17 protein-coding genes are annotated in these 20,557 nt (G+C 56.4%); 14 read left to right on the forward strand and 3 right to left on the reverse strand.

The features are described 5' to 3' along the window. The first annotated feature begins 18 nt into the window (after nucleotides 1-18). The 7 genes from iscA to sseB all read left to right on the forward strand — a co-directional run bounded on the left by iscA (nucleotide 19) and on the right by sseB (nucleotide 5,881). Nucleotides 19-342 carry an iron-sulfur cluster assembly protein IscA gene (gene iscA, locus ACH0WD_RS12990; RefSeq protein ID WP_000028952.1) on the forward strand — a complete coding sequence of 108 codons (324 nt, stop codon included), beginning with the start codon at nucleotides 19-21 and terminating at the stop codon, nucleotides 340-342. Nucleotides 343-537: 195 nt separating this feature from the next. Further along, on the forward strand, nucleotides 538-1,053 hold the full coding sequence (gene hscB / locus ACH0WD_RS12995; RefSeq protein WP_000384394.1) for a co-chaperone HscB: 516 nt from the start codon (nucleotides 538-540) through the stop codon (nucleotides 1,051-1,053). A gap of 12 nt (nucleotides 1,054-1,065) precedes the next feature. Then, complete coding sequence (gene hscA, locus ACH0WD_RS13000; RefSeq protein ID WP_006684728.1) at nucleotides 1,066-2,982, forward strand: Fe-S protein assembly chaperone HscA; 1,917 nt, start codon at nucleotides 1,066-1,068, stop codon at nucleotides 2,980-2,982. Beyond that, nucleotides 2,918-3,253 carry an ISC system 2Fe-2S type ferredoxin gene (gene fdx / locus ACH0WD_RS13005; protein WP_001124466.1) on the forward strand — a complete coding sequence of 112 codons (336 nt, stop codon included), beginning with the start codon at nucleotides 2,918-2,920 and terminating at the stop codon, nucleotides 3,251-3,253. Before hscA ends, fdx begins: the two co-directional genes overlap by 65 nt. Before the next feature lie 11 nt (nucleotides 3,254-3,264). Further along, nucleotides 3,265-3,465 (forward strand): Fe-S cluster assembly protein IscX, encoded by a 201-nt coding sequence (gene iscX / locus ACH0WD_RS13010; protein ID WP_000523621.1) that lies wholly within the window; start codon nucleotides 3,265-3,267, stop codon nucleotides 3,463-3,465. A gap of 246 nt (nucleotides 3,466-3,711) precedes the next feature. Continuing rightward, nucleotides 3,712-4,995, forward strand: a complete 1,284-nt coding sequence (gene pepB, locus ACH0WD_RS13015; protein ID WP_000133541.1) for an aminopeptidase PepB — start codon at nucleotides 3,712-3,714, stop codon at nucleotides 4,993-4,995. 109 nt (nucleotides 4,996-5,104) lie between these two features. Further along, entirely contained in the window at nucleotides 5,105-5,881 is a 777-nt protein-coding gene (gene sseB, locus ACH0WD_RS13020) for an enhanced serine sensitivity protein SseB (protein ID WP_001533245.1), read from the forward strand. A gap of 36 nt (nucleotides 5,882-5,917) precedes the next feature. On the opposite strand, the gene timP is transcribed toward sseB, so the two are convergent. Further along, nucleotides 5,918-6,034, reverse strand: a complete 117-nt coding sequence (gene timP / locus ACH0WD_RS13025) for a small toxic inner membrane protein TimP (RefSeq protein WP_350028759.1) — start codon at nucleotides 6,032-6,034, stop codon at nucleotides 5,918-5,920. A 415-nt stretch (nucleotides 6,035-6,449) separates the two neighbouring features. Then, the gene (locus tag ACH0WD_RS13030) at nucleotides 6,450-7,118 is read right to left on the reverse strand and encodes a DUF5066 family protein (protein ID WP_000355299.1); all 669 of its coding nucleotides are present in this window, start codon (nucleotides 7,116-7,118) and stop codon (nucleotides 6,450-6,452) included. 41 nt (nucleotides 7,119-7,159) lie between these two features. On the opposite strand from ACH0WD_RS13030, the gene ACH0WD_RS13035 reads away from it, so the two are divergent. Beyond that, nucleotides 7,160-7,384, forward strand: coding sequence for a hypothetical protein (locus tag ACH0WD_RS13035; RefSeq protein ID WP_001533267.1), 225 nt, complete (start codon nucleotides 7,160-7,162; stop codon nucleotides 7,382-7,384). Here ACH0WD_RS13035 and sseA read toward each other — a convergent pair. After that, nucleotides 7,364-8,206 carry a 3-mercaptopyruvate sulfurtransferase gene (sseA, locus tag ACH0WD_RS13040; RefSeq protein ID WP_000205254.1) on the reverse strand — a complete coding sequence of 281 codons (843 nt, stop codon included), beginning with the start codon at nucleotides 8,204-8,206 and terminating at the stop codon, nucleotides 7,364-7,366. The two genes, ACH0WD_RS13035 and sseA, sit on opposite strands and share 21 nt — an antisense overlap. Nucleotides 8,207-8,414: 208 nt before the next feature. Here sseA and ACH0WD_RS13045 point away from each other — a divergent pair, with 208 nt between their 5' ends. From ACH0WD_RS13045 to ACH0WD_RS13070, 6 genes are all read left to right on the forward strand, one after another. Beyond that, nucleotides 8,415-13,355, forward strand: coding sequence for an alpha-2-macroglobulin (locus tag ACH0WD_RS13045; protein ID WP_000681847.1), 4,941 nt, complete (start codon nucleotides 8,415-8,417; stop codon nucleotides 13,353-13,355). Beyond that, on the forward strand, nucleotides 13,356-15,671 hold the full coding sequence (gene pbpC / locus ACH0WD_RS13050; RefSeq protein WP_001014748.1) for a peptidoglycan glycosyltransferase PbpC: 2,316 nt from the start codon (nucleotides 13,356-13,358) through the stop codon (nucleotides 15,669-15,671). Between the two features lie 155 nt (nucleotides 15,672-15,826). Further along, a complete protein-coding gene (locus tag ACH0WD_RS13055) occupies nucleotides 15,827-18,205 on the forward strand; it encodes a DMSO/selenate family reductase complex A subunit (RefSeq protein WP_001519256.1) in 2,379 nt (792 codons plus the stop codon). Further along, nucleotides 18,202-18,831 carry a DMSO/selenate family reductase complex B subunit gene (locus ACH0WD_RS13060; protein ID WP_000077437.1) on the forward strand — a complete coding sequence of 210 codons (630 nt, stop codon included), beginning with the start codon at nucleotides 18,202-18,204 and terminating at the stop codon, nucleotides 18,829-18,831. Before ACH0WD_RS13055 ends, ACH0WD_RS13060 begins: the two co-directional genes overlap by 4 nt. Next, complete coding sequence (locus tag ACH0WD_RS13065; protein WP_000544898.1) at nucleotides 18,824-19,633, forward strand: dimethyl sulfoxide reductase anchor subunit family protein; 810 nt, start codon at nucleotides 18,824-18,826, stop codon at nucleotides 19,631-19,633. The genes ACH0WD_RS13060 and ACH0WD_RS13065 overlap by 8 nt, the downstream gene beginning before the upstream one ends. Next, nucleotides 19,633-20,496, forward strand: a complete 864-nt coding sequence (locus ACH0WD_RS13070) for a 4Fe-4S binding protein (RefSeq protein ID WP_000247787.1) — start codon at nucleotides 19,633-19,635, stop codon at nucleotides 20,494-20,496. The genes ACH0WD_RS13065 and ACH0WD_RS13070 overlap by 1 nt, the downstream gene beginning before the upstream one ends. The last annotated feature ends 61 nt before the right edge of the window (nucleotides 20,497-20,557 follow it).

A 20,557-nucleotide genomic window follows, 5' to 3' on the forward strand; every position in this document is an offset into this window, starting at 1 on the left:
TAACATTGAGGTTTTGTTATGTCGATTACACTTAGCGACAGTGCAGCAGCGCGAGTTAATACCTTCCTGGCCAACCGTGGTAAAGGGTTTGGTCTGCGTCTGGGCGTGAGAACCTCCGGCTGCTCAGGTATGGCTTATGTACTGGAATTTGTTGACGAGCCAACGGCGGAAGACACCGTGTTTGAAGACAAAGGCGTTAAGGTAGTGGTTGACGGCAAGAGCCTGCAATTTCTGGACGGTACACAGCTGGACTTCGTAAAAGAAGGTCTGAACGAAGGGTTTAAATTCTCCAACCCGAATGTGAAAGATGAATGTGGTTGCGGCGAAAGCTTCCACGTGTAACCGTGTTCCGCTGTTATACCGAGCATTCGTGCTGCAGAAAAGCGGCAAGCGAGTGAATCCCCAGGCGCTTACTTGAGTAAATGACTGGGGGAACCCGCGCAGACAACGCATCTGCGGCGCGAAGTAAGAAGGTATAACCCCACCGTGGTCGCCTGCGTGTGGGGTTTGTTCTGACAGGCTATCCCTGAGAATGTTATGGATTACTTCACCCTCTTTGGCTTACCAGCCCGTTATCAGATTGACACCCAGGCGCTGAGCCTTCGTTTTCAGGATCTGCAACGCCAGTATCACCCTGACAAATTTGCCAACGGCACCCAGGCGCAGCAGCTTGCCGCCGTCCAGCAATCCGCCACGATCAACCAGGCCTGGCAAACGCTGCGTCACCCTTTGACGCGCGCGGAGTATCTGCTTTCCTTACACGGGTTCGATCTGGCCAGTGAGCAACATACGGTACGCGACACCGCGTTTCTGATGGAACAACTCACGCTTCGCGAAGAGCTGGACGATATCGATCAATCAAAAGACGACGTGCGGCTGGAAAGCTTCATCAAACGCGTACAAAAGATGTTTGATGCTCGCCTTCAGCAAATGGTGGAACAGTTGGACAACGCCGCGTGGGACGCGGCGGCGGATACGGTGCGCAAACTGCGGTTTCTCGATAAACTGCGAAGCAGCGCAGAACAACTCGAAGAAAAGCTGCTCGATTTTTAACTGGAATCTAACATGGCCTTATTACAAATTAGTGAGCCTGGTCTGAGCGCCGCGCCGCATCAGCGTCGTCTGGCGGCGGGCATCGACTTAGGCACTACCAACTCTCTGGTTGCGACGGTTCGCAGCGGCCAGGTGGAAACTCTGCCTGACCACGAAGGGCGCCACCTGTTGCCTTCAGTGGTTCACTATCAGCAGCAGGGCCATACGGTCGGTTACGCTGCGCGTGACAATGCCGCGCAGGATACGGCCAACACTATCAGCTCTGTGAAACGCATGATGGGACGCTCGCTGGCGGATATCCAGGCGCGCTATCCGCATCTGCCTTACCGGTTTAAGGCAAGCGTTAATGGGCTGCCGATGATTGACACGGCGGCTGGATTGCTCAATCCGGTACGCGTATCGGCTGATATTCTCAAAGCGCTGGCCGCGCGGGCTAGCGAATCGCTCTCCGGCGAGCTGGATGGCGTGGTGATTACCGTTCCCGCCTATTTCGATGATGCCCAACGTCAGGGGACGAAAGACGCCGCGCGGCTGGCAGGCCTGCATGTACTGCGCCTGCTCAACGAACCGACGGCGGCGGCGATTGCCTACGGTCTGGACTCAGGCAAAGAAGGCGTTATTGCTGTTTACGATCTCGGCGGCGGTACCTTCGATATCTCTATTTTACGCCTGAGCCGCGGGGTGTTTGAAGTGCTGGCGACGGGCGGTGATTCTGCGCTCGGCGGCGACGACTTTGACCATCTGCTGGCGGACTATATTCGCGAGCAGGCGGGAATTGCCGATCGTAGCGACAATCGCGTTCAGCGCGAACTGCTGGATGCCGCGATTGCGGCGAAAATTGCCTTAAGCGATGCCGATACCGTTCGCGTTAACGTTGCGGGCTGGCAGGGGGAGATCACTCGCGAGCAGTTTAACGATCTCATTTCCGCGCTGGTTAAGCGCACGCTATTGGCCTGCCGTCGCGCATTGAAAGATGCCGGCGTTGATCCCCAGGACGTTCTGGAAGTGGTCATGGTCGGCGGTTCGACCCGTGTACCGCTGGTGCGTGAGCGGGTGGGCGAATTTTTTGGCCGCACGCCGTTAACCGCTATCGACCCGGATAAAGTGGTCGCTATCGGCGCAGCGATTCAGGCCGATATTCTGGTCGGCAACAAGCCGGACAGCGAAATGCTGCTGCTGGACGTGATTCCACTCTCTCTTGGGCTGGAAACGATGGGTGGCCTGGTGGAAAAAGTCATTCCGCGCAACACCACTATCCCGGTGGCGCGCGCGCAGGATTTCACCACCTTCAAAGACGGCCAGACCGCGATGTCTATCCATGTGATGCAGGGCGAACGCGAACTGGTGCAGGACTGCCGCTCGCTGGCGCGCTTTGCGCTGCGCGGGATTCCGCCGCTGCCGGCGGGCGGGGCGCATATTCGCGTGACCTTCCAGGTAGACGCCGATGGCCTGTTGAGCGTCACCGCAATGGAAAAATCCACCGGCGTCGAGGCCTCCATTCAGGTCAAACCTTCCTATGGCCTGACCGATGGCGAAATCGCCTCGATGATCAAGGATTCCATGAGTTTTGCCGAGCAGGACGTGAAAGCGCGTATGCTGGCGGAGCAAAAAGTCGAAGCCGCGCGCGTGCTGGAAAGTTTGACCGGCGCGCTAACTGCCGACGCCGCGCTGTTAAGCGCCGCAGAACGTCAATGCATTGATGATGCCGCCGCACATTTAAGCGCGGTCGCACAAGGCGATGATGTTGACGCCATAGAACAAGCCATTAAAAACGTAGATAAACAAACCCAGGAATTTGCCGCTCGCCGCATGGACCAGTCGGTTCGTCGCGCGTTGAAAGGCCATTCCGTAGACGAGGTTTACCATGCCGAAGATTGTTATTCTGCCTCATCAGGATCTTTGTCCGGATGGCGCAGTTCTGGAAGCTGAGACCGGTGAAACCATTCTTGACGTTGCGCTGCGCAACGGCATCGAGATTGAACACGCCTGTGAGAAATCGTGCGCCTGCACCACCTGTCACTGTATTGTACGTGAAGGCTTCGACTCCTTGCCGGAAAGTTCGGAAGAAGAAGACGATATGCTGGATAAAGCGTGGGGGCTGGAGCCGGAAAGTCGACTGAGCTGCCAGGCCCGCGTTACCGACGACGATCTGGTTATCGAAATTCCACGTTACACAATCAACCATGCGCGTGAGCATTAACAGAGGGTAGTATGGGACTCAAGTGGACCGATAGCCGCGAGATCGGCGAAGCGTTATACGACGCATATCCTGATGTCGATCCTAAAACCGTTCGTTTCACCGATCTGCATCAGTGGATCTGCGAACTGGACGATTTTGACGACGACCCTAACGCATCCAATGAAAAAATTCTGGAGGCGATTCTGCTAGTCTGGTTGGATGAAGCAGAGTAATTTTTGCGTCATGATCCTCGCCGCAGGTGCGTTGGCTACGTTCGCTCACCCCAGTCACATAGTTTGCTATGCTCCCGGGGATGATGAGGGACATCCTTGTCCCTCACCAGAGGCAGCCTTTGGCTGTGCAAATTCGTTCCCGACGAATTTGTCGCTCACTTGCCGCCTTCCTGCAACGCGAATCATTTAGCAAAAGATCTAACGGGCTGCCCTACGGCGGCCCGTTTGCTAATAAGGAAAATAACAATGACAGAAGCCATGAAAATTACGCTTTCCACGCAGCCTGCCGATGCGCGCTGGGGCGATAAAGCCACTTACAGTATTAATAACGACGGTATTACCTTGCATCTTAACGGTAAAGACGATCTGGGATTGATCCAGCGTGCGGCGCGTAAAATCGACGGCCTGGGAATAAAACAGGTCGCGCTGACAGGCGAAGGATGGGATACCGAGCGTTGTTGGGCATTCTGGGCGGGTTACAAAGGACCAAAAGGCGTCCGTACCGTAATGTGGCCGGATTTAGACGATGCCCAACGTCAGGAGCTGGATAACCGCCTGACCATTATTGACTGGGTGCGCGACACCATTAATGCTCCGGCGGAAGAGCTTGGGCCGGAGCAACTGGCGCAGCGCGCGGTGGATCTGCTGTGCAGCGTCGCGTGCGATAGCGTCACTTATCGTATCACCAAAGGCGAAGATCTGCGCGAGCAGAACTATATGGGGTTGCATACCGTAGGCCGTGGTTCTGAGCGTCCGCCGGTGCTGCTGGCGCTGGATTACAACCCGACGGGAGACAAAGATGCGCCGGTTTATGCCTGCCTGGTCGGTAAAGGTATCACCTTTGACTCCGGCGGCTACAGTATCAAACAAAGCGCTTTTATGGACTCAATGAAATCCGATATGGGCGGCGCGGCGACAGTAACGGGCGCGCTGGCGTTCGCCATTACCCGTGGGCTGAATAAACGCGTAAAACTGTTCCTGTGCTGCGCCGATAATCTGATCAGCGGCAATGCGTTTAAACTGGGCGATATTATTCGCTACCGTAATGGTAAGAATGTCGAAGTCATGAATACCGATGCGGAAGGGCGACTGGTACTGGCGGATGGCCTGATTGACGCCAGCGCGCAACACCCGCAGCTAATCATTGATATGGCGACGTTAACCGGCGCGGCGAAAACGGCGCTGGGTAACGACTATCATGCGCTATTCAGTTTTGACGATACGCTGGCGGGGCGCTTGCTGACCAGCGCGGCGCAAGAGAATGAACCGTTCTGGCGTCTGCCGCTGGCGGAGTTCCACCGTAACCAGCTGCCGTCTAACTTTGCGGAACTGAACAACACCGGCAGCGCGGCGTATCCCGCCGGGGCAAGCACTGCCGCGGGTTTTCTGTCGCACTTTGTTGAAAATTACCGCGAAGGCTGGCTGCACATTGACTGTTCCGCCACTTATCGCAAAGCGCCGGTTGAGCAGTGGGCTGCCGGGGCAACCGGTCTGGGTGTGCGCACCATCGCGAATTTGCTGACCGCCTGAACGGTGTTTTTGTAGGCCGGGTAAGCGAAGCGCCACCCGGCATTTTGCCTGATGGCGACGCCGTGCGTCTTATCAGGCCTACAACCCATATACATAATTTGTGATTCCTATGTCCGAAACTAAAAATGAATTAGAAATCTTGCTGGAGAAAGCGGCGACTGAGCCCGCGCATCGTCCGGCATTTTTCCGTACCTTACTGGAGTCCACCGTCTGGGTGCCGGGCAGCGCTGCCGAAGGCGAGGCGATTGTGGAAGACAGCGCTCTGGATTTGCAGCACTGGGAAAAAGAAGACGGCACGACCGTCATTCCCTTCTTTACTTCTCTGGAGGCGCTGCAGCAGGCCGTGGAAGACGAACAGGCGTTTGTGGTGATGCCGGCGCGCACGCTGTTTGAAATGACGCTTGGCGAAACGCTATTCCTCAACGCTAAATTGCCGACCGGCAAAGAGTTTATGCCGCGTGAAATCAGCCTGCTTCTCGCTGAGGAAGGCAGTCCGTTAAGTACGCAGGAAGTGCTGGAAGGCGGCGAGTCGCTTATTTTATCCGAAGTGGCCGAGCCGCCGTCGCAGATGATTGATTCCCTCACTACGCTGTTTAAAACCATCAAACCGGTGAAACGCGCGTTTCTCTGCGCGATTAAAGAACATGCGGACGCCCAACCCAATCTGCTGATTGGCATTGAGGCTGACGGCGAGATTGAAGAGATCATTCACGCAGCGGGCAATGTGGCGACCGACACGTTACCGGGTGACGAACCGATCGATATTTGTCAGGTGAGGAAGGGCGAGCAGGGTATCAGCCACTTTATCACTGAGCATATCGCGCCGTTCTACGAGCGCCGCTGGGGCGGGTTCCTGCGCGATTTTAAACAGAACCGCATCATCTGAAGAAAAGAAAGCCGCCCAACAGGGCGGCCTCCTGGCTTACCTGCTCTGGACGTTGAGCGTTACGGGAACAGAGCTACCTGGGTGGCTTCTGTCTGCGTGAAGACACAACGTGCCAGAAACAAGAAGCACGACACAAAAGTATCGTACCTTCATGTTGCGGTCCTTGCGAAGACCGCATCACGACAGCACCGCTGGCGATAATGCCGTGATAGCAGGCACTGTGGTGTGCCTGCGCTTACGGCCATGGAACATCCTCTCCTGAAGCCAGCGCCCGTTTGCGAGACGGCGGAGGGGGCCGGGAAAGATAATACCTCAAATGCTGAATAGTTTCGTCGTGAATTAACTTGACTTTGCTCTCCTTAAAAGGGAGTATTTACCTACTGTGGTGTGCCTGCGTTGCTATGGCAACAAAGCCTGCTGGAAAGGCCGCGAACCGGACCAGCACAAAAAAACCGCTCAATTGAGCGGTTTTTTTGTGGCCTGCTTAAACCGAATTTATGTAGATTCGTTTTAAATCAGCCTGAACGGTAGGCCGGATAAGCGTGAGCGCCACCCGACAGCATGTCGATTAATCGACGAGCGCGTCCAGTTTTGCCCAAAACGCCTCATGATAATCCTCCAGGTCAAGTAAAGCGGCATCGCGTTTTTCATTCATTTTTTGCTGTGCCTTCCATTGCGAAAGATGTAAATCCTCTTCGGTAAAGCCAATGTCTTTAGCGCCCGAAATAATATTATAGAGATATTCCACCAGAGAAGACTCCGCCAGCCAGAATTCATTTCGTTCCATGCGGGCAATAGGGTATTCGCCGTTGGCATCCCGTTCGGTGATATAGATAAAAATGGCCTGATCGCCGACATGATCGATACGAATTAATGCCGGAAGACGGGGATCGTTACTCCAGACAGGCATCAGATCTTCAATATCAATACCTGAGCTATCCATGCCAGCGCCGTAATACGCCTCTTCATCAGGGGAGTAAGAATGAATTACTCCCTCTTTATCAATAGATCTTTGTAATGTTTCAATCACAGGCATATTATAATTGCTAAGTAGATCGCGGTCGTAGGCCAGTAGCGCCTTCAGGCTTTCAGGCAACTCAGTGGTTTCCGTATTTTGCGGATCGCGATACTTACGCACTCGCAGACGACTTATTTCCTCGGCAGGCATAGAATTAGGCACCTTATTGCGGTTAACCTTTTTAACCAACTCAATTAAATTAGCGAGTGAAATATCCATTTTCCATCCTTAAAAATTATATTTACAGGAGTTATTTCCCGGTGAAAACCAAAACAGCGGTGATGATACTCCTTATACCCGGCGTAAAGTATTTACCGATAAAAAATAGGATTTTATTAAGAGAAAATAATGCCCGTTTGCAGGACAGTGGAAAAGAGCTGAATAAAAACAATGTCTGTAGATCGTTTTACATCAGCCTGAACGGTAGGCCGGATAAGCGTGAGCGCCATCCGGCATGGCGGATATTAAGCGGGTTCAACCGGTAAATCGGTACGCGCGCCCCATTCGCTCCACGCGCCGTCGTAAAGCGTGACGTCAGGCACATCCAGCGTGGCGAGCGCCAGCACCACGACCGCGGCCGTCACGCCGGAACCGCAACTGGCGATAATCGGTCTGTCGAAACTCACGCCGTGGCTGAAAAAAACCTCATTCAGTTCGTCAGTGGTCTTTAATTCGCCCTCATACACCAGTTCCGTCCACGGGACGTTTAGCGCGCCAGGAATGTGTCCGCGCCTCAGTCCCGGACGCGGTTCATCAGCCTGAGCGTTAAAACGCGCCGCCGGACGCGCGTCAACGATTTGCGCGGTTTTTTCATGGCTTGCCAGCAATACGTCGGTGAGACGCACCACGGCTTGCGGCGTGAATTTCGCCTCAAACTCGCCTCCTTCATGCGCTTCCTCGCCTTCGCGCAATAGCCATTCGTCGCGCTGCCAGCCCGCCAGTCCGCCCGCCAGAATGGACACTTTCTCGGCACCGAACGTGCGCAGCATCCACCACGCCCGCGGAGCGGAGAACAGATTGCCTTCATCGTATATGACCAGGTGTTTATCCTGGCGAACACCCAGTTCACGCATGGCCACCGCAAACGCTTCCGGGCGCGGCATCATATGCGGCAACGGCGATGCGCGATCGGAAAGCGCTTCAATATCAAAAAACAGCGCGCCGGGAATATGTCCGGCGCGATATTCGCCCGCCATATCACGATGTCCCTGTCCTGGCGGCGCCATACGGGCGTCAAGAATCTGTATTTCCGGATCATCAATATGTTCGGCAAGCCAGTCGGCGGCGACAAAAAAGGCGGTGGTCATGGGCATCTCCATTGTTACCTGATTATGGTCAAATTGTCGGACGTTTCCCGAAAAGGGACAAGTAGAAGAGGCTGTTTTGGCTGGCGAAACCACATTTCTGCGTAAAATTTTCGCATCATCACAGTAATACGGACTTACACAATAAAATTTCTCGCGCATAATATCTCATCAACCGTTGCTGACAGGCCGTTAAGGCCAGGGATGAAAGATGAAACATTTACGCGTGGTGGCCTGCATGATCATGCTGGCGCTGGCGGGATGCGATAACAACGATAAAACCGCCCCGACGACTAAAAGCGAAGCGCCAGCCGTAGCGCAGCCCTCGCCCGCGCAAGACCCGGCACAGCTACAAAAGCTGGCGCAGCAAAGCCAGGGCAAAGCGCTCACGCTATTAGACGCCTCCGAAGCGCAGCTTGACGGCGCGGCGACGCTGGTGCTGACGTTTTCAATTCCTTTAGATCCTGAACAGGATTTCTCCCGTGTGGTTCACGTGGTTGATAAGAAAAGCGGCAGCGTTGACGGCGCATGGGAGCTGGCGCCAAATTTAAAAGAGCTAAGGTTACGTCATCTGGAACCTGAGCGCGTGCTGGTGGTCACGATTGATCCCGCCGTTAAAGCGCTGAATAACGCCACCTTCGGCAAGTCTTATGAAAAAACGATTACCACGCGTGATGTCCAGCCCAGCGTCGGCTTTGCCAGCCGGGGATCGCTGCTACCGGGGAAAATCGCGGAAGGACTGCCGGTCATGGCGCTTAACGTCAACCACGTTGATGTGAACTTTTTCCGCGTTAAGCCCGGATCGCTGGCGTCATTTGTCAGCCAGTGGGAGTACCGTAGTTCTCTCTCTAACTGGGAGTCCGACCATCTGCTGAAAATGGCGGATCTGGTTTATACCGGTCGTTTTGATCTTAATCCGGCGCGCAATACGCGTGAGAAACTGCTGCTGCCATTAAGCGATATTAAGCCGCTGCAACAGGCGGGCGTATATGTGGCGGTAATGAATCAGGCTGGACACTACAACTATAGTAATGCCGCTACGTTGTTTACCCTTAGCGATATCGGCGTGTCCGCGCACCGTTACCATAATCGGCTGGATATCTTTACGCAAAGCCTGGAAAACGGCGCGGCGCAGTCGGGAATTGAGATTGTTCTTCTGAATGATAAAGGTCAGACGCTGGCGCAGGCGACGAGCGACGCGCAGGGGCATGTGCAACTGGAAGCTGATAAAGCGGCGGCGCTATTACTGGCGCGTAAAGAGGAGCAGACCACGCTGCTCGATCTCACGCTTCCGGCTCTGGATCTGTCGGAATTTAATGTCGCTGGCGCGCCCGGCTACAGCAAGCAGTTCTTTATGTTCGGCCCGCGCGATCTCTACCGACCGGGCGAAACGGTTATCCTCAACGGATTACTGCGCGATAGCGACGGTAAAACGCTGCCCGATCAACCCGTTAAGCTGGAAGTGGTAAAACCAGACGGACAGGTGATGCGTACCGTCGTCAGCCAGCCGGAAAACGGGCTATACCGTTTGAATTATCCGCTGGATATCAACGCGCCGACCGGCTTGTGGCATGTCCGCGCCAACACCGGCGATAATTTGCTGCGGAGTTGGGATTTCCACGTGGAAGACTTTATGCCGGAGCGGATGGCGCTCAACCTGACGGCGCAAAAAACACCGCTGGCGCCTGCGGATGAGGTGAAATTCTCCGTTGTCGGCTATTACTTGTATGGCGCGCCTGCTAACGGCAATACCCTGCAAGGGCAACTTTTCCTGCGTCCGCTGCGCGACGCTGTCGCGGCCTTGCCTGGCTTCCAGTTCGGCAATATTGCTGAAGAGAATCTTTCGCGCAGCCTGGACGAAGTTCAACTGACGTTGGATAAAGGCGGACGTGGTGAAGTGAGTGCTGCCAGCCAGTGGCAAGAAGCGCATTCGCCGCTGCAGGTAATTCTACAGGCCAGCCTGCTGGAGTCTGGCGGTCGTCCGGTCACTCGTCGCGTAGAGCAGGCGATTTGGCCTGCCGATACGTTACCGGGAATTCGTCCACAGTTCGCCGCCAAAGCGGTATACGACTACCGTACGGATACCACCGTTAATCAACCGATTGTCGACGAAGACAGCAACGCCGCATTCGATATTGTTTACGCCAACGCGCAGGGCGAGAAAAAAGCGGTGTCCGGTTTACAGGTGCGGCTCATCCGCGAGCGTCGCGACTATTACTGGAACTGGTCGGAAAGCGAAGGCTGGCAGTCGCAGTTTGATCAAAAAGATCTGGTGGAGGGCGAGCAGACGCTGGATCTTAACGCGGATGAAACCGGAAAAGTCAGCTTCCCGGTGGAATGGGGCGCGTACCGTCTGGAGGTCAAAGCGCCGAATGAGACGGTCAGCAGCGTTCGTTTCTGGGCCGGCTATAGCTGGCAAGATAACAGCGACGGTAGCGGCGCGGCGCGTCCGGATCGCGTCACCCTCAAACTGGATAAAGCGAATTATCGTCCAGGCGATACCATGAAATTGCATATCGCCGCGCCGGTCGCCGGTAAAGGTTATGCCATGGTGGAGTCCAGCGACGGTCCGCTGTGGTGGCAGGCGATCGATGTGCCGGCACAAGGTCTGGAGCTCACGATTCCGGTGGATAAAACCTGGAATCGCCACGATCTCTATCTCAGTACGCTGGTGGTGCGTCCCGGCGATAAATCTCGTTCCGCGACGCCAAAACGCGCCGTGGGGTTACTACACCTGCCGCTGGGGGATGAAAACCGCCGCCTCGATCTGGCGCTGGAAAGCCCGGCTAAAATGCGCCCGAATCAGCCGCTCACCGTCAGGGTGAAAGCCAGCGTTAAACACGGCGAAATGCCAAAACAGATCAACGTGCTGGTCTCCGCGGTCGATAGCGGCGTATTGAATATCACCGATTACGCGACGCCGGACCCGTGGCAGGCGTTCTTCGGTCAAAAACGCTACGGTGCGGATATCTACGATATTTACGGCCAGGTCATTGAAGGGCAGGGGCGGCTGGCGGCGTTGCGTTTTGGCGGCGATGGCGACGACCTTAAGCGCGGCGGAAAACCGCCGGTAAACCATGTCAATATCATCGCGCAGCAGGCGCAGCCGATCACGCTCAATGAGCAGGGCGAAGGGGTCGTAACGCTGCCGATTGGCGACTTTAACGGCGAACTGCGGGTTATGGCGCAGGCATGGACAGCGGACGATTTTGGTCGCGGCGAAAGCAAAGTCGTTGTCGCCGCGCCAGTGATTGCCGAGCTGAATATGCCGCGTTTTCTGGCGGGAGGGGATGTTTCGCGACTGGTGCTGGACGTCACCAATCTGACCGACCGTCCGCAGACGCTGAATATTGCGCTCGCCGCCAGTGGGTTACTGGAATTGCTTAGTCAACAGCCGCAACCGGTCAACCTGGCGCCGGGCGTGCGCACCACCTTATTCGTTCCGGTACGCGCGCTGGAAGGTTTTGGCGAAGGCGAAATCCAGGCGACCATTAGCGGTCTGAATCTGCCGGGAGAAACCCTCGGCGCGCAGCATAAGCAGTGGCAAATCGGCGTGCGTCCGGCCTGGCCTGCCCAAACGGTAAATAGCGGCATTGCGCTGGCGCCGGGAGAGAGCTGGCATGTACCAGAGCAGCATCTGGCAAACGTCTCGCCAGCCACGTTACAGGGACAACTGCTGTTAAGCGGAAAACCGCCGCTCAATCTGGCGCGCTACATTCGCGAGCTGAAAGCATATCCGTACGGGTGCCTGGAACAAACCGCCAGCGGGTTATTCCCGGCGCTGTATACCAATGCCGCTCAATTGCAGTCGCTCGGTATTACCGGCGATAGCGATGAAAAACGGCGCGCCGCGGTGGATATCGGCATCTCCCGGATACTACAGATGCAGCGTGATAACGGCGGTTTTGCGCTATGGGATGAAAATGGGGCGGAAGAGCCCTGGCTAACGGCCTACGCGATGGATTTCCTCATTCGCGCGGGCGAGCAGGGATATAGCGTCCCGCCGGAGGCCATTAACCGGGGCAATGAGCGACTGCTGCGCTATCTGCAGGATCCCGGCACGATGCTGATGCTGATTCGTTATAGCGATAATACCCAGGCCAGTACTTTTGCCGCTCAGGCTTACGCCGCGCTGGTACTGGCGCGTCAGCAGAAAGCGCCGCTCGGCGCGCTGCGCGAAATCTGGGAGCGCCGTAGTCAGGCGGCTTCAGGACTGCCGCTGATGCAATTGGGCATCGCGTTAAACACGATGGGTGATGCCAGACGCGGCGAAGAGGCCATTACGCTGGCTCTGAATACGCCGCGTCAGGACGAACGGCAATGGATAGCGGATTACGGCAGTTCTCTGCGCGATAACGCTCTGATGTTGTCGTTACTGGAAGAGAACAACCTCAGACCGGACGCGCAAAACGCGCTATTAAGCTCGCTTTCTGAGCAGGCCTTCGGTCAGCGCTGGCTCTCTACCCAGGAGAACAATGCCTTGTTCCTCGCCGCGCATTCGCGACAGGCCAGCGCGGGCGCCTGGCAGGCGCAGACCTCGTTAGAGGCGCAGCCGCTGGCGGGCGACAAGGCGCTGACCCGTAATCTGGATGCTGACCAGTTGGCCGCCCTTGAGGTGACGAACACCGGTAGCCAGCCGCTATGGCTGCGTCTGGATAGCAGCGGCTATCCCTCATCTGCGCCTGAGCCTGCCAGCAACGTTTTGCAGATTGAACGACAAATACTGGGGACCGATGGTCAGCGCAAATCGCTGTCCTCGTTGCGTAGCGGCGAACTGGTGCTGGTCTGGTTAACGGTAGTGGCCGATCGCAATGTGCCGGATGCGCTGGTGGTGGACCTGCTCCCGGCCGGGCTGGAGCTGGAAAACCAGAATCTGGCTGACAGCAGCGCCAGCCTGCCGGAGAGCGGTAGCGAAGTGCAAAATCTGCTTAATCAGATGCAGCAGGCGGATATTCAGTATATGGAATTCCGCGACGATCGGTTTGTGGCTGCCGTCGTTGTCAATGAGGGCCAGCCCGTGACGCTGGTCTACCTGGCGCGCGCGGTAACGCCGGGAACGTACCAGCTTGCGCAACCGCAGGTGGAATCGATGTACGCGCCTCAGTGGCGGGCAACCGGCGCGAGCGAGGGGCTGCTGATTGTGACGCCTTAAATGAACGGTTGGCGTGGTAAACGTGGCCGCTGGCTGTGGCTGGCGGGCGCGCCGCTTTTTATTTTCCTGGCGTTATGGGCAGCGGATAAACTCTGGCCGCTGCCGCTCAATGAGGTCCATCCTGCGCGGGTCGTGGTAGCCCATGACGGTACGCCGCTGTGGCGCTTTGCCGACGCCGGGGGGATCTGGCGTTATCCGGTGACGATTGAAGAGGTCTCTCCCCGTTACCTGGAGGCCTTAATCAATTACGAAGATCGCTGGTTCTGGCAGCACCCTGGCGTTAACCCTTTTTCCGTCGCGCGCGCGGCATGGCAGGATCTTACCGCCGGGCGCGTTATTTCCGGCGGCAGTACGCTGACTATGCAGGTGGCGAGACTGCTGGACCCGCATTCGCGCACGTTCGGCGGTAAAATCCGCCAGCTTTGGCGCGCCCTCCAGCTTGAATGGCATTTGTCCAAGCGCGATATCCTGACGCTGTACCTGAACCGCGCGCCGTTCGGCGGCACGCTACAGGGTATTGGCGCTGCAAGCTGGGCCTACTTCGGCAAGCCGCCCGCGCGCCTGAGCTACGCTGACGCGGCGCTGCTGGCCGTATTGCCGCAGGCGCCGAGCCGGTTACGCCCCGACCGCTGGCCTGCGAGAGCCGAAGCGGCACGAAATAAAGTGCTGGATCGGATGGCGGCTCAGGGCGTCTGGCCTGCCGAAACGGTACGCGAGTCGCGTGAAGAACCGGTCTGGCTGGCGCCGCGTCAAATGCCGCAACTGGCGCCGCTTTTTGCCCGAATGATGTTGAGTAAAAGCCAGAACGACAAAATTGTGACCACGCTGGACGCCGGGTTGCAGCGGCAACTGGAAGATCTGGCGCGGGCATGGAAAGGGCGGCTGCCTGCACGCAGTTCGTTGGCGATGATCGTCGTCGATCATACCGATATGAGCGTGCGCGGCTGGGTCGGATCGGTAGACCTTAATGACGACAGCCGTTTTGGTCATGTCGACATGGTAACGGCGATCCGATCGCCGGGATCGGTACTCAAACCCTTTGTGTATGGTCTGGCGCTGGATGACGGCTTGATCCATCCCGCATCATTATTACAGGACGTTCCGCGCCGCACCGGAGATTACCGCCCGGGAAACTTCGACAGCGGATTTCACGGCCCGGTCAGCATGAGCGACGCGCTGGTACGCTCGCTGAATCTGCCTGCCGTTCAGGTACTTGAAGCCTATGGGCCGAAACGATTTGCGGCAAAACTGCGTAACGTCGGCCTGCCGCTATATTTGCCTGCTGGCGCGGCGCCCAATCTTTCGCTGATTCTGGGCGGCGCGGGCGCGCGGCTTGACGAGATGGCGGCGGCATACAGCGCGTTCGCTCGTCATGGGAAAGCGGCGAAACTACGGTTACAGCCGGACGATCCGCTGTCGGAAAGACCATTAATGTCGCCGGGAGCGGCGTGGATCATTCGACGGATTATGGCGGATGAAGCGCAACCCTTGCCGGATAACGCGCTGCCGCGCATTGTGCCGTTGGCGTGGAAAACCGGCACCAGCTACGGCTATCGCGATGCGTGGGCTATTGGCGTTAACGCGCGCTATATCATCGGCATCTGGATAGGCAGACCCGACGGCACGCCTGTGGTGGGGCAATTTGGTTTTGCCAGCGCGGTGCCATTGCTTAATCAGGTCAATAATCTGTTACTGGCGCATACGGGACGCCTGCCGGAAGATCCGCGTCCGCAGGCGGTAAGCCGCGGCGTCATTTGCTGGCCGGGCGGCCAGACTCTGCCTGCCGGAGACAGCAACTGTCGCCGCAGACTGGCGACATGGCTGCTCGATGACAGCCAGCCGCCCACGCTGCTGTTACCTGAGCAGGAAGACATCAACGGTATTCGTTTCCCGGTCTGGCTGGATGATACGGGGCGGCGTGTCGCTGCCGACTGTCCGCAGGCGCGTGCGCATACGTTTATCGTCTGGCCGCGGCCGCTGGAGCCGTGGCTGCCGCCTGCGGAAAGACGTAGCGCCCGCTTGCCCGCGGCGTCCGACCACTGTCCGCCGCTACAGGGCAGTGATGCCGCGCCGTTAATGCTGTCAGGAGTGAGGGACGGCGCGGTGATCAGGCAATTGCCAGGCCAGGAAAACGTTACGCTGCCCGTCTCGACTACCGGCGGTAAAGGGCGTCGCTGGTGGTTTTTAAATGGCGAACCTGTTAATGGCGAAAATAATCGCCTTTCTTTATTACTCAATATCGCTGGACGTTATCAACTTGTCGTAATGGATGAGTCCGGTCAGGTTGCAGCGGTTAATTTTGAATTAATACGTTAACAACTCTTCAGAATAAATTATGAATTTCATTTAATTTAAAGTTAATGAGAATTATTAATTTTTCCGGAATTACCCTTAATGAGGGAGCTTGATAAATATCAAGAGATCTAACACTTAAAAACGTGAGAATGGGTTTTTATTTGACGAGTCGGATCATGAAAAATATAAAAAGCCAGGGAAATGGCGAACAGCCCGCTATTTCTCGCCGCCACTTTATCCAGGCCAGCTCCGCGCTTATTGCGTTACCGTTTGTCTCCTCGCCAGCTACCGCTCAGGCGCGCGCTGTGACGGCAACTGAAAACAGGCCTGCGGAAAAAGTCGTTCAGACATGCAGCACTTTTGACTGCGGGGGTAAATGCGATATTCGGGCGCATGTTAGTGACGGTATCGTGACGCGAATTTCAACGCGACCGGATAATGCGCTGGATGCGCAAATGCCGGTGATGCGTGCCTGTGTTCGTGGACGCGCATACCGTAAATTTGTTTATCATCCTGACAGACTTAAATATCCCATGAAGCGCGTAGGAAAACGCGGTGAAGGAAAGTTCGAGCGAATTTCCTGGGATGAAGCGACAACCTTAATCGCCGATAATTTAAAATCGATTACTGAAAAATATGGCCCGGCTTCGCGCTATGTTCATGTTGGCACCGCCGTTTCCGGCGGCACCTTTTCCGGCGATAAAATGGCGCGTCGCCTGCTGAATCTGACCGGCGGCTATCTCGAAAGCTACCATTCTGTGAGTATGGGCAACACGGCGGCCGCGACGCCTTATACTTACGGCATTGCCGCCAGCGGCAGTTCGCTGGATACACTTTTGGAGACCAAACTGGTGATTCTGTGGGGCCATAACCCGACGGAGACCATTTTTGGTCATACCAACTATTTCTTGCAGAAGATGAAGCAGAACGGTACGCGGTTTATCGTGGTCGATCCGCGCTATTCCGACACCGTTTCGTCGCTGGCGGATCAGTGGATCCCGCTACTGCCCACCACCGACAATGCGCTGATGGACGCGATGATGTACGTCATCATCAGCGAGAATCTGCACGATCGCGCATTTATTGCGCGCTACGCTATCGGTTTTGACGAAGACTCAATGCCGGAAGGAGTACCGGCTAACGAATCGCTGGTGGCGTATCTGACCGGCGCCAAAGACGGTGTCGTTAAGTCCCCCGAGTGGGCGGAAAAGATCACCCATGTGCCGGCGCAAACCATTCGCCAGTTAGCGCGTGATTACGCGAATACCAAACCCGCCGCGTTGATTCAGGGGTGGGGACCACAGCGCCACAACTGCGGCGAGCGCACCGCGCGCGGCTCGACCCTACTGGCGACCATTACCGGTAATGTCGGCATCAAAGGCGGTTGGGCTGCGGGTTACGGCGGCTGCGCTAACCGTAAATTTGCCGCGGGTCCGGAGATGCCGGATAACCCGGTAAAAGCCAAAATTTCGGTGATGAACTGGGTGCAGGCCGCAGACGACGCCAGCAAAGTGACGCCGGATATGGGGCTGAAAGATGCCGATAAGCTGGACAGTAACATCCGTATTCTGTTCTCGCTGGCCGGGAACTATCTGGCGAATCAGAACCCCGATCTGCACCAGGCGGTACGCGTACTGGAGGATGAATCAAAGATCCAGTTTATTGTCGCCAGCGATCTGTTTATGACGCCGAGCGCGAAATACGCTGATCTACTGCTGCCGGAAACCAGCTTTATGGAACGCTGGAACATCGGTGAAACCTGGGGTACGGCAAGCTACCTGATACTCTCTGAAAAACTGATCGAGCCTGAATTTGAGCGGCGCTCCGACTACGACTGGCTACGTGAGGTGGCGGCGAAATTAGGCATTGAGAATGAATTTAGCCAAGGGCGCGATGAGAAAGCGTGGATTGAACACATCTGGGAACAGACGCGCTTGGCGATGCCGGACGAAAATCTGCCGGATTTCGCCACGCTGCAAAAGACCCGTCAGCATCTGTTCAAAAGCGCGCCATTTATCGCCTTTGAAGACAATATTCGCGATCCGGAAAATCATCCGTTCCCGACGCCGTCAGGGAAAATAGAGATCTTCTCGAAGCGCCTCTACGACATGCAGCATCCGGAAATCCCGGCGTTATCGCACTACGTTCCCGCGCATGAAGGCCCGGAGGATGCGCTGGCGAAAGATTTTCCGCTCCAGTTAATTACGTGGAAAGGAAAAAACCGCGCCAACTCAACGCAATACGCTAACCCGTGGCTGATTGAAGTGCAGCATCAGACATTGTGGATCAACCCGCAGGATGCGCAAAAGCGCGGCATTACGCATGGCGACATGGTGCGTATTCATAACTCACGCGGGATTTGCGAAATCCCGGCGGAAGTGACGCCGCGCATTATTCCTGGCGTTGTCGCGATGCAGGCCGGCGCCTGGTGGCAGCCGGATGAGAACGGTATTGATAAAGGCGGCTGTGCGAACGTCCTCAGCTCGGCCCGTATTACCGCGCTGGCGAAGGGAAATTCACATCAAACCATGCTGGTGGAGGTGGCTAAAGCATGAGTCAGTTTACACATTACCCGCCGGTGAGCGATAAACAACTGGGGTTTTTCATCGACTCCTCACGCTGCTCCGGTTGTAAAGCCTGCCAGGTGGCCTGCAAAGACAAAAACAATCTGGAAGTAGGCCGTCGTTTCCGCCGCGTCTATGAAGTCAAGGGCGGAAGTTTCATCCCGACCGGGCAGGGCGGGGTCAGCAATAACGTATTTGCTTATACGCTTTCCATTTCCTGCAACCACTGTGCGGACCCTGTCTGCACCAAAAATTGCCCGACTACCGCTATGCATAAACGCCCGGGCGACGGCATCGTGCGCGTTGATACCGACAAATGCGTCGGCTGTGGCTATTGCGCCTGGTCCTGCCCTTACGGTGCGCCGCAGCTTAACGAGCAGACCGGCCAAATGTCCAAGTGCGACATGTGCGTTGATTTACTGGCGAAAGGTGAACAGCCCGTCTGTGTCGCGACCTGCCCGCTGGAGGCCATCAAGTTTGGCCCGATTGATGAACTGCGCGCGAAGTACGGTAGCGTATGCGACGTTAACGGGCTGCCAGATTCATCCATAACCAAACCTAATCTGGTTGTCAAAGCGCATCAGGGCGCAGAAAAAGAGGGTAAACGCCATGCATGAGTTACCGCTGCTGATTTTTACGCTCTGTTTGCAAGGGTCTGTGGGTGTGACAGTGTGGCTGGCGTTGGGCCGCCAGTACGCCGTAGAGGGACGCGTGCCTGCACGCGGCGCGCTTCCCGCGATGGCGGGGGCGTTTGTACTGGCCTGCGTGGGGCTGCTTGCTTCAGCGCTGCACATGGGCTATCCCCTGAATGCGCTAAACGCGTTACGTCATGTCGCCAGTTCGTGGCTGAGTCGCGAAATCGTCTTTGCCAGCCTTTATCTGGCGACGCTGGGACTGGGGGTTGTGCTGCTATTTTTCCGAAAACCAGGCTGGCAGCCGCTGCTGGCGCTGGCGGCGGCGTTCGGGCTGGTGGATGTATTCTGCATGGCGCAGGTTTATATCCATGCCTCGGTGGCGACCTGGCAGCATAGCAACACGCTGGCGCTGTTTTTTGGCACATCAGGCATTATCGGCTCGGTAGTCATTGCGCTGGCTTATCTGCGCAACGCTGGCGCCGCAATGCGCTGCGCTGTGATAGTGGTCGCACTGATGGTGCTGATTCGCCTGATCATGCAGCCGCTATGGCTGGCGGATATTAATGCGGTGGATACGACGGTCGTCACTTTCCCGCATCATCCGCTACAGGCGCTGGCGCAGTTGCGTGACGTCTATCTTCTCGGCTGGTGTGTCTCAGCGGCGGGAATGCTCTGCTTTGCCGCAGGCGGTCTGCGAAACGCCAGAGGGACGCTGGTGGCGGGCAGCGTATTGCTGCTTCTCGGCGAGATTATGCTGCGCTACGTCTTCTTTAGTATTGGCTGATGGTTAACCTGACGATCGATCCGGCGGTAGACGTGACGCAGGCTTGCGTCCGTCGTCGCTTTCGTTTTTCTTCCTGCCGCGCTTGCGCCGATGTTTGTCCGGCGCAGGCGTTTTCGCTGGCGCAGGGGCAGGTCAGCATAGATACGACGCGCTGCATAGCCTGTGGCGACTGTCTGTTTGTCTGTCCTGTTGACGCCATTACCGGTATCAAACCGGTTAAACGCTTTGTGCAGGGGGATACGTTGGTGGGGCCGTTTTCGCTACAGGCGCCAACGGTCGATGAACTGCTTCTCTGGCACAGCCAGTACGGTATTCGCTTTATTGATATTGCGGTGGAGCGATCGGCGCAGTGGCTGATGGCGCTGGCGAGGCTAAATTTAGCGCTGCGCCGCTACGGCGAGCCGGGCTGGTCTTTCAAACACGTTGTCGGCGCGGAAATTAATGCCTCGCGGCGCACTCTGTTTCATGTTCCGCGCGACGCCATTACCCCGTGCGCCGTCGAGCCGGGGAAACGGCGTCTCAGACAGGCGTTTTCCGCGTTCAGCGAATGCGTACCCGAAATCAGTCCGCAAGAGTGCAGGATGTGCGGTGCCTGCTGGCGAAGCTGCCCGGAGAACGTTATCCAGTTTGACGACAATACCCTGACGATAGCGGCGGCGCGTTGTACGGGATGCGGCGGCTGTGCGGCGGTATGTCCGCATCAGGCGCTGCGGCTGCGGTTTGACGTGGAACCCGCCTCAACGCGGCATAGTGCGGCGTATACGCTCACCTGCGAAAGCTGCAAACGTACTTTTCATGCTCTCACGCCTGAACACACGCACTGCGTGCTGTGTCAGTCCCCTGAGTTTGCTGTGCGCCTTTAACTTTTGTTGCTAATGCTCATTTTATTTTAAAAAAATGTTACCTGCATCCATAGGCAATTGA

It is taken from the genome of Salmonella sp. 2020_1395 (assembly GCF_043848115.1).
Taxonomy (GTDB): domain Bacteria; phylum Pseudomonadota; class Gammaproteobacteria; order Enterobacterales; family Enterobacteriaceae; genus Salmonella; species Salmonella enterica.

What these genes read in the sequence shown, in the direction of transcription:
- iscA (WP_000028952.1), top strand. Translation starts at nt 19, where the DNA reads ATGTCGATTACACTTAGCGACAGTGCAGCAGCGCGAGTTAATACCTTC.
- hscB (WP_000384394.1), top strand. Translation starts at nt 538, where the DNA reads ATGGATTACTTCACCCTCTTTGGCTTACCAGCCCGTTATCAGATTGAC.
- hscA (WP_006684728.1), top strand. Translation starts at nt 1,066, where the DNA reads ATGGCCTTATTACAAATTAGTGAGCCTGGTCTGAGCGCCGCGCCGCAT.
- fdx (WP_001124466.1), top strand. Translation starts at nt 2,918, where the DNA reads ATGCCGAAGATTGTTATTCTGCCTCATCAGGATCTTTGTCCGGATGGC.
- iscX (WP_000523621.1), top strand. Translation starts at nt 3,265, where the DNA reads ATGGGACTCAAGTGGACCGATAGCCGCGAGATCGGCGAAGCGTTATAC.
- pepB (WP_000133541.1), top strand. Translation starts at nt 3,712, where the DNA reads ATGACAGAAGCCATGAAAATTACGCTTTCCACGCAGCCTGCCGATGCG.
- sseB (WP_001533245.1), top strand. Translation starts at nt 5,105, where the DNA reads ATGTCCGAAACTAAAAATGAATTAGAAATCTTGCTGGAGAAAGCGGCG.
- timP (WP_350028759.1), bottom strand. Translation starts at nt 6,034, where the DNA reads ATGAAGGTACGATACTTTTGTGTCGTGCTTCTTGTTTCTGGCACGTTG.
- ACH0WD_RS13030 (WP_000355299.1), bottom strand. Translation starts at nt 7,118, where the DNA reads ATGGATATTTCACTCGCTAATTTAATTGAGTTGGTTAAAAAGGTTAAC.
- sseA (WP_000205254.1), bottom strand. Translation starts at nt 8,206, where the DNA reads ATGACCACCGCCTTTTTTGTCGCCGCCGACTGGCTTGCCGAACATATT.
- ACH0WD_RS13045 (WP_000681847.1), top strand. Translation starts at nt 8,415, where the DNA reads ATGAAACATTTACGCGTGGTGGCCTGCATGATCATGCTGGCGCTGGCG.
- pbpC (WP_001014748.1), top strand. Translation starts at nt 13,356, where the DNA reads ATGAACGGTTGGCGTGGTAAACGTGGCCGCTGGCTGTGGCTGGCGGGC.
- ACH0WD_RS13055 (WP_001519256.1), top strand. Translation starts at nt 15,827, where the DNA reads ATGAAAAATATAAAAAGCCAGGGAAATGGCGAACAGCCCGCTATTTCT.
- ACH0WD_RS13060 (WP_000077437.1), top strand. Translation starts at nt 18,202, where the DNA reads ATGAGTCAGTTTACACATTACCCGCCGGTGAGCGATAAACAACTGGGG.
- ACH0WD_RS13065 (WP_000544898.1), top strand. Translation starts at nt 18,824, where the DNA reads ATGCATGAGTTACCGCTGCTGATTTTTACGCTCTGTTTGCAAGGGTCT.
- ACH0WD_RS13070 (WP_000247787.1), top strand. Translation starts at nt 19,633, where the DNA reads ATGGTTAACCTGACGATCGATCCGGCGGTAGACGTGACGCAGGCTTGC.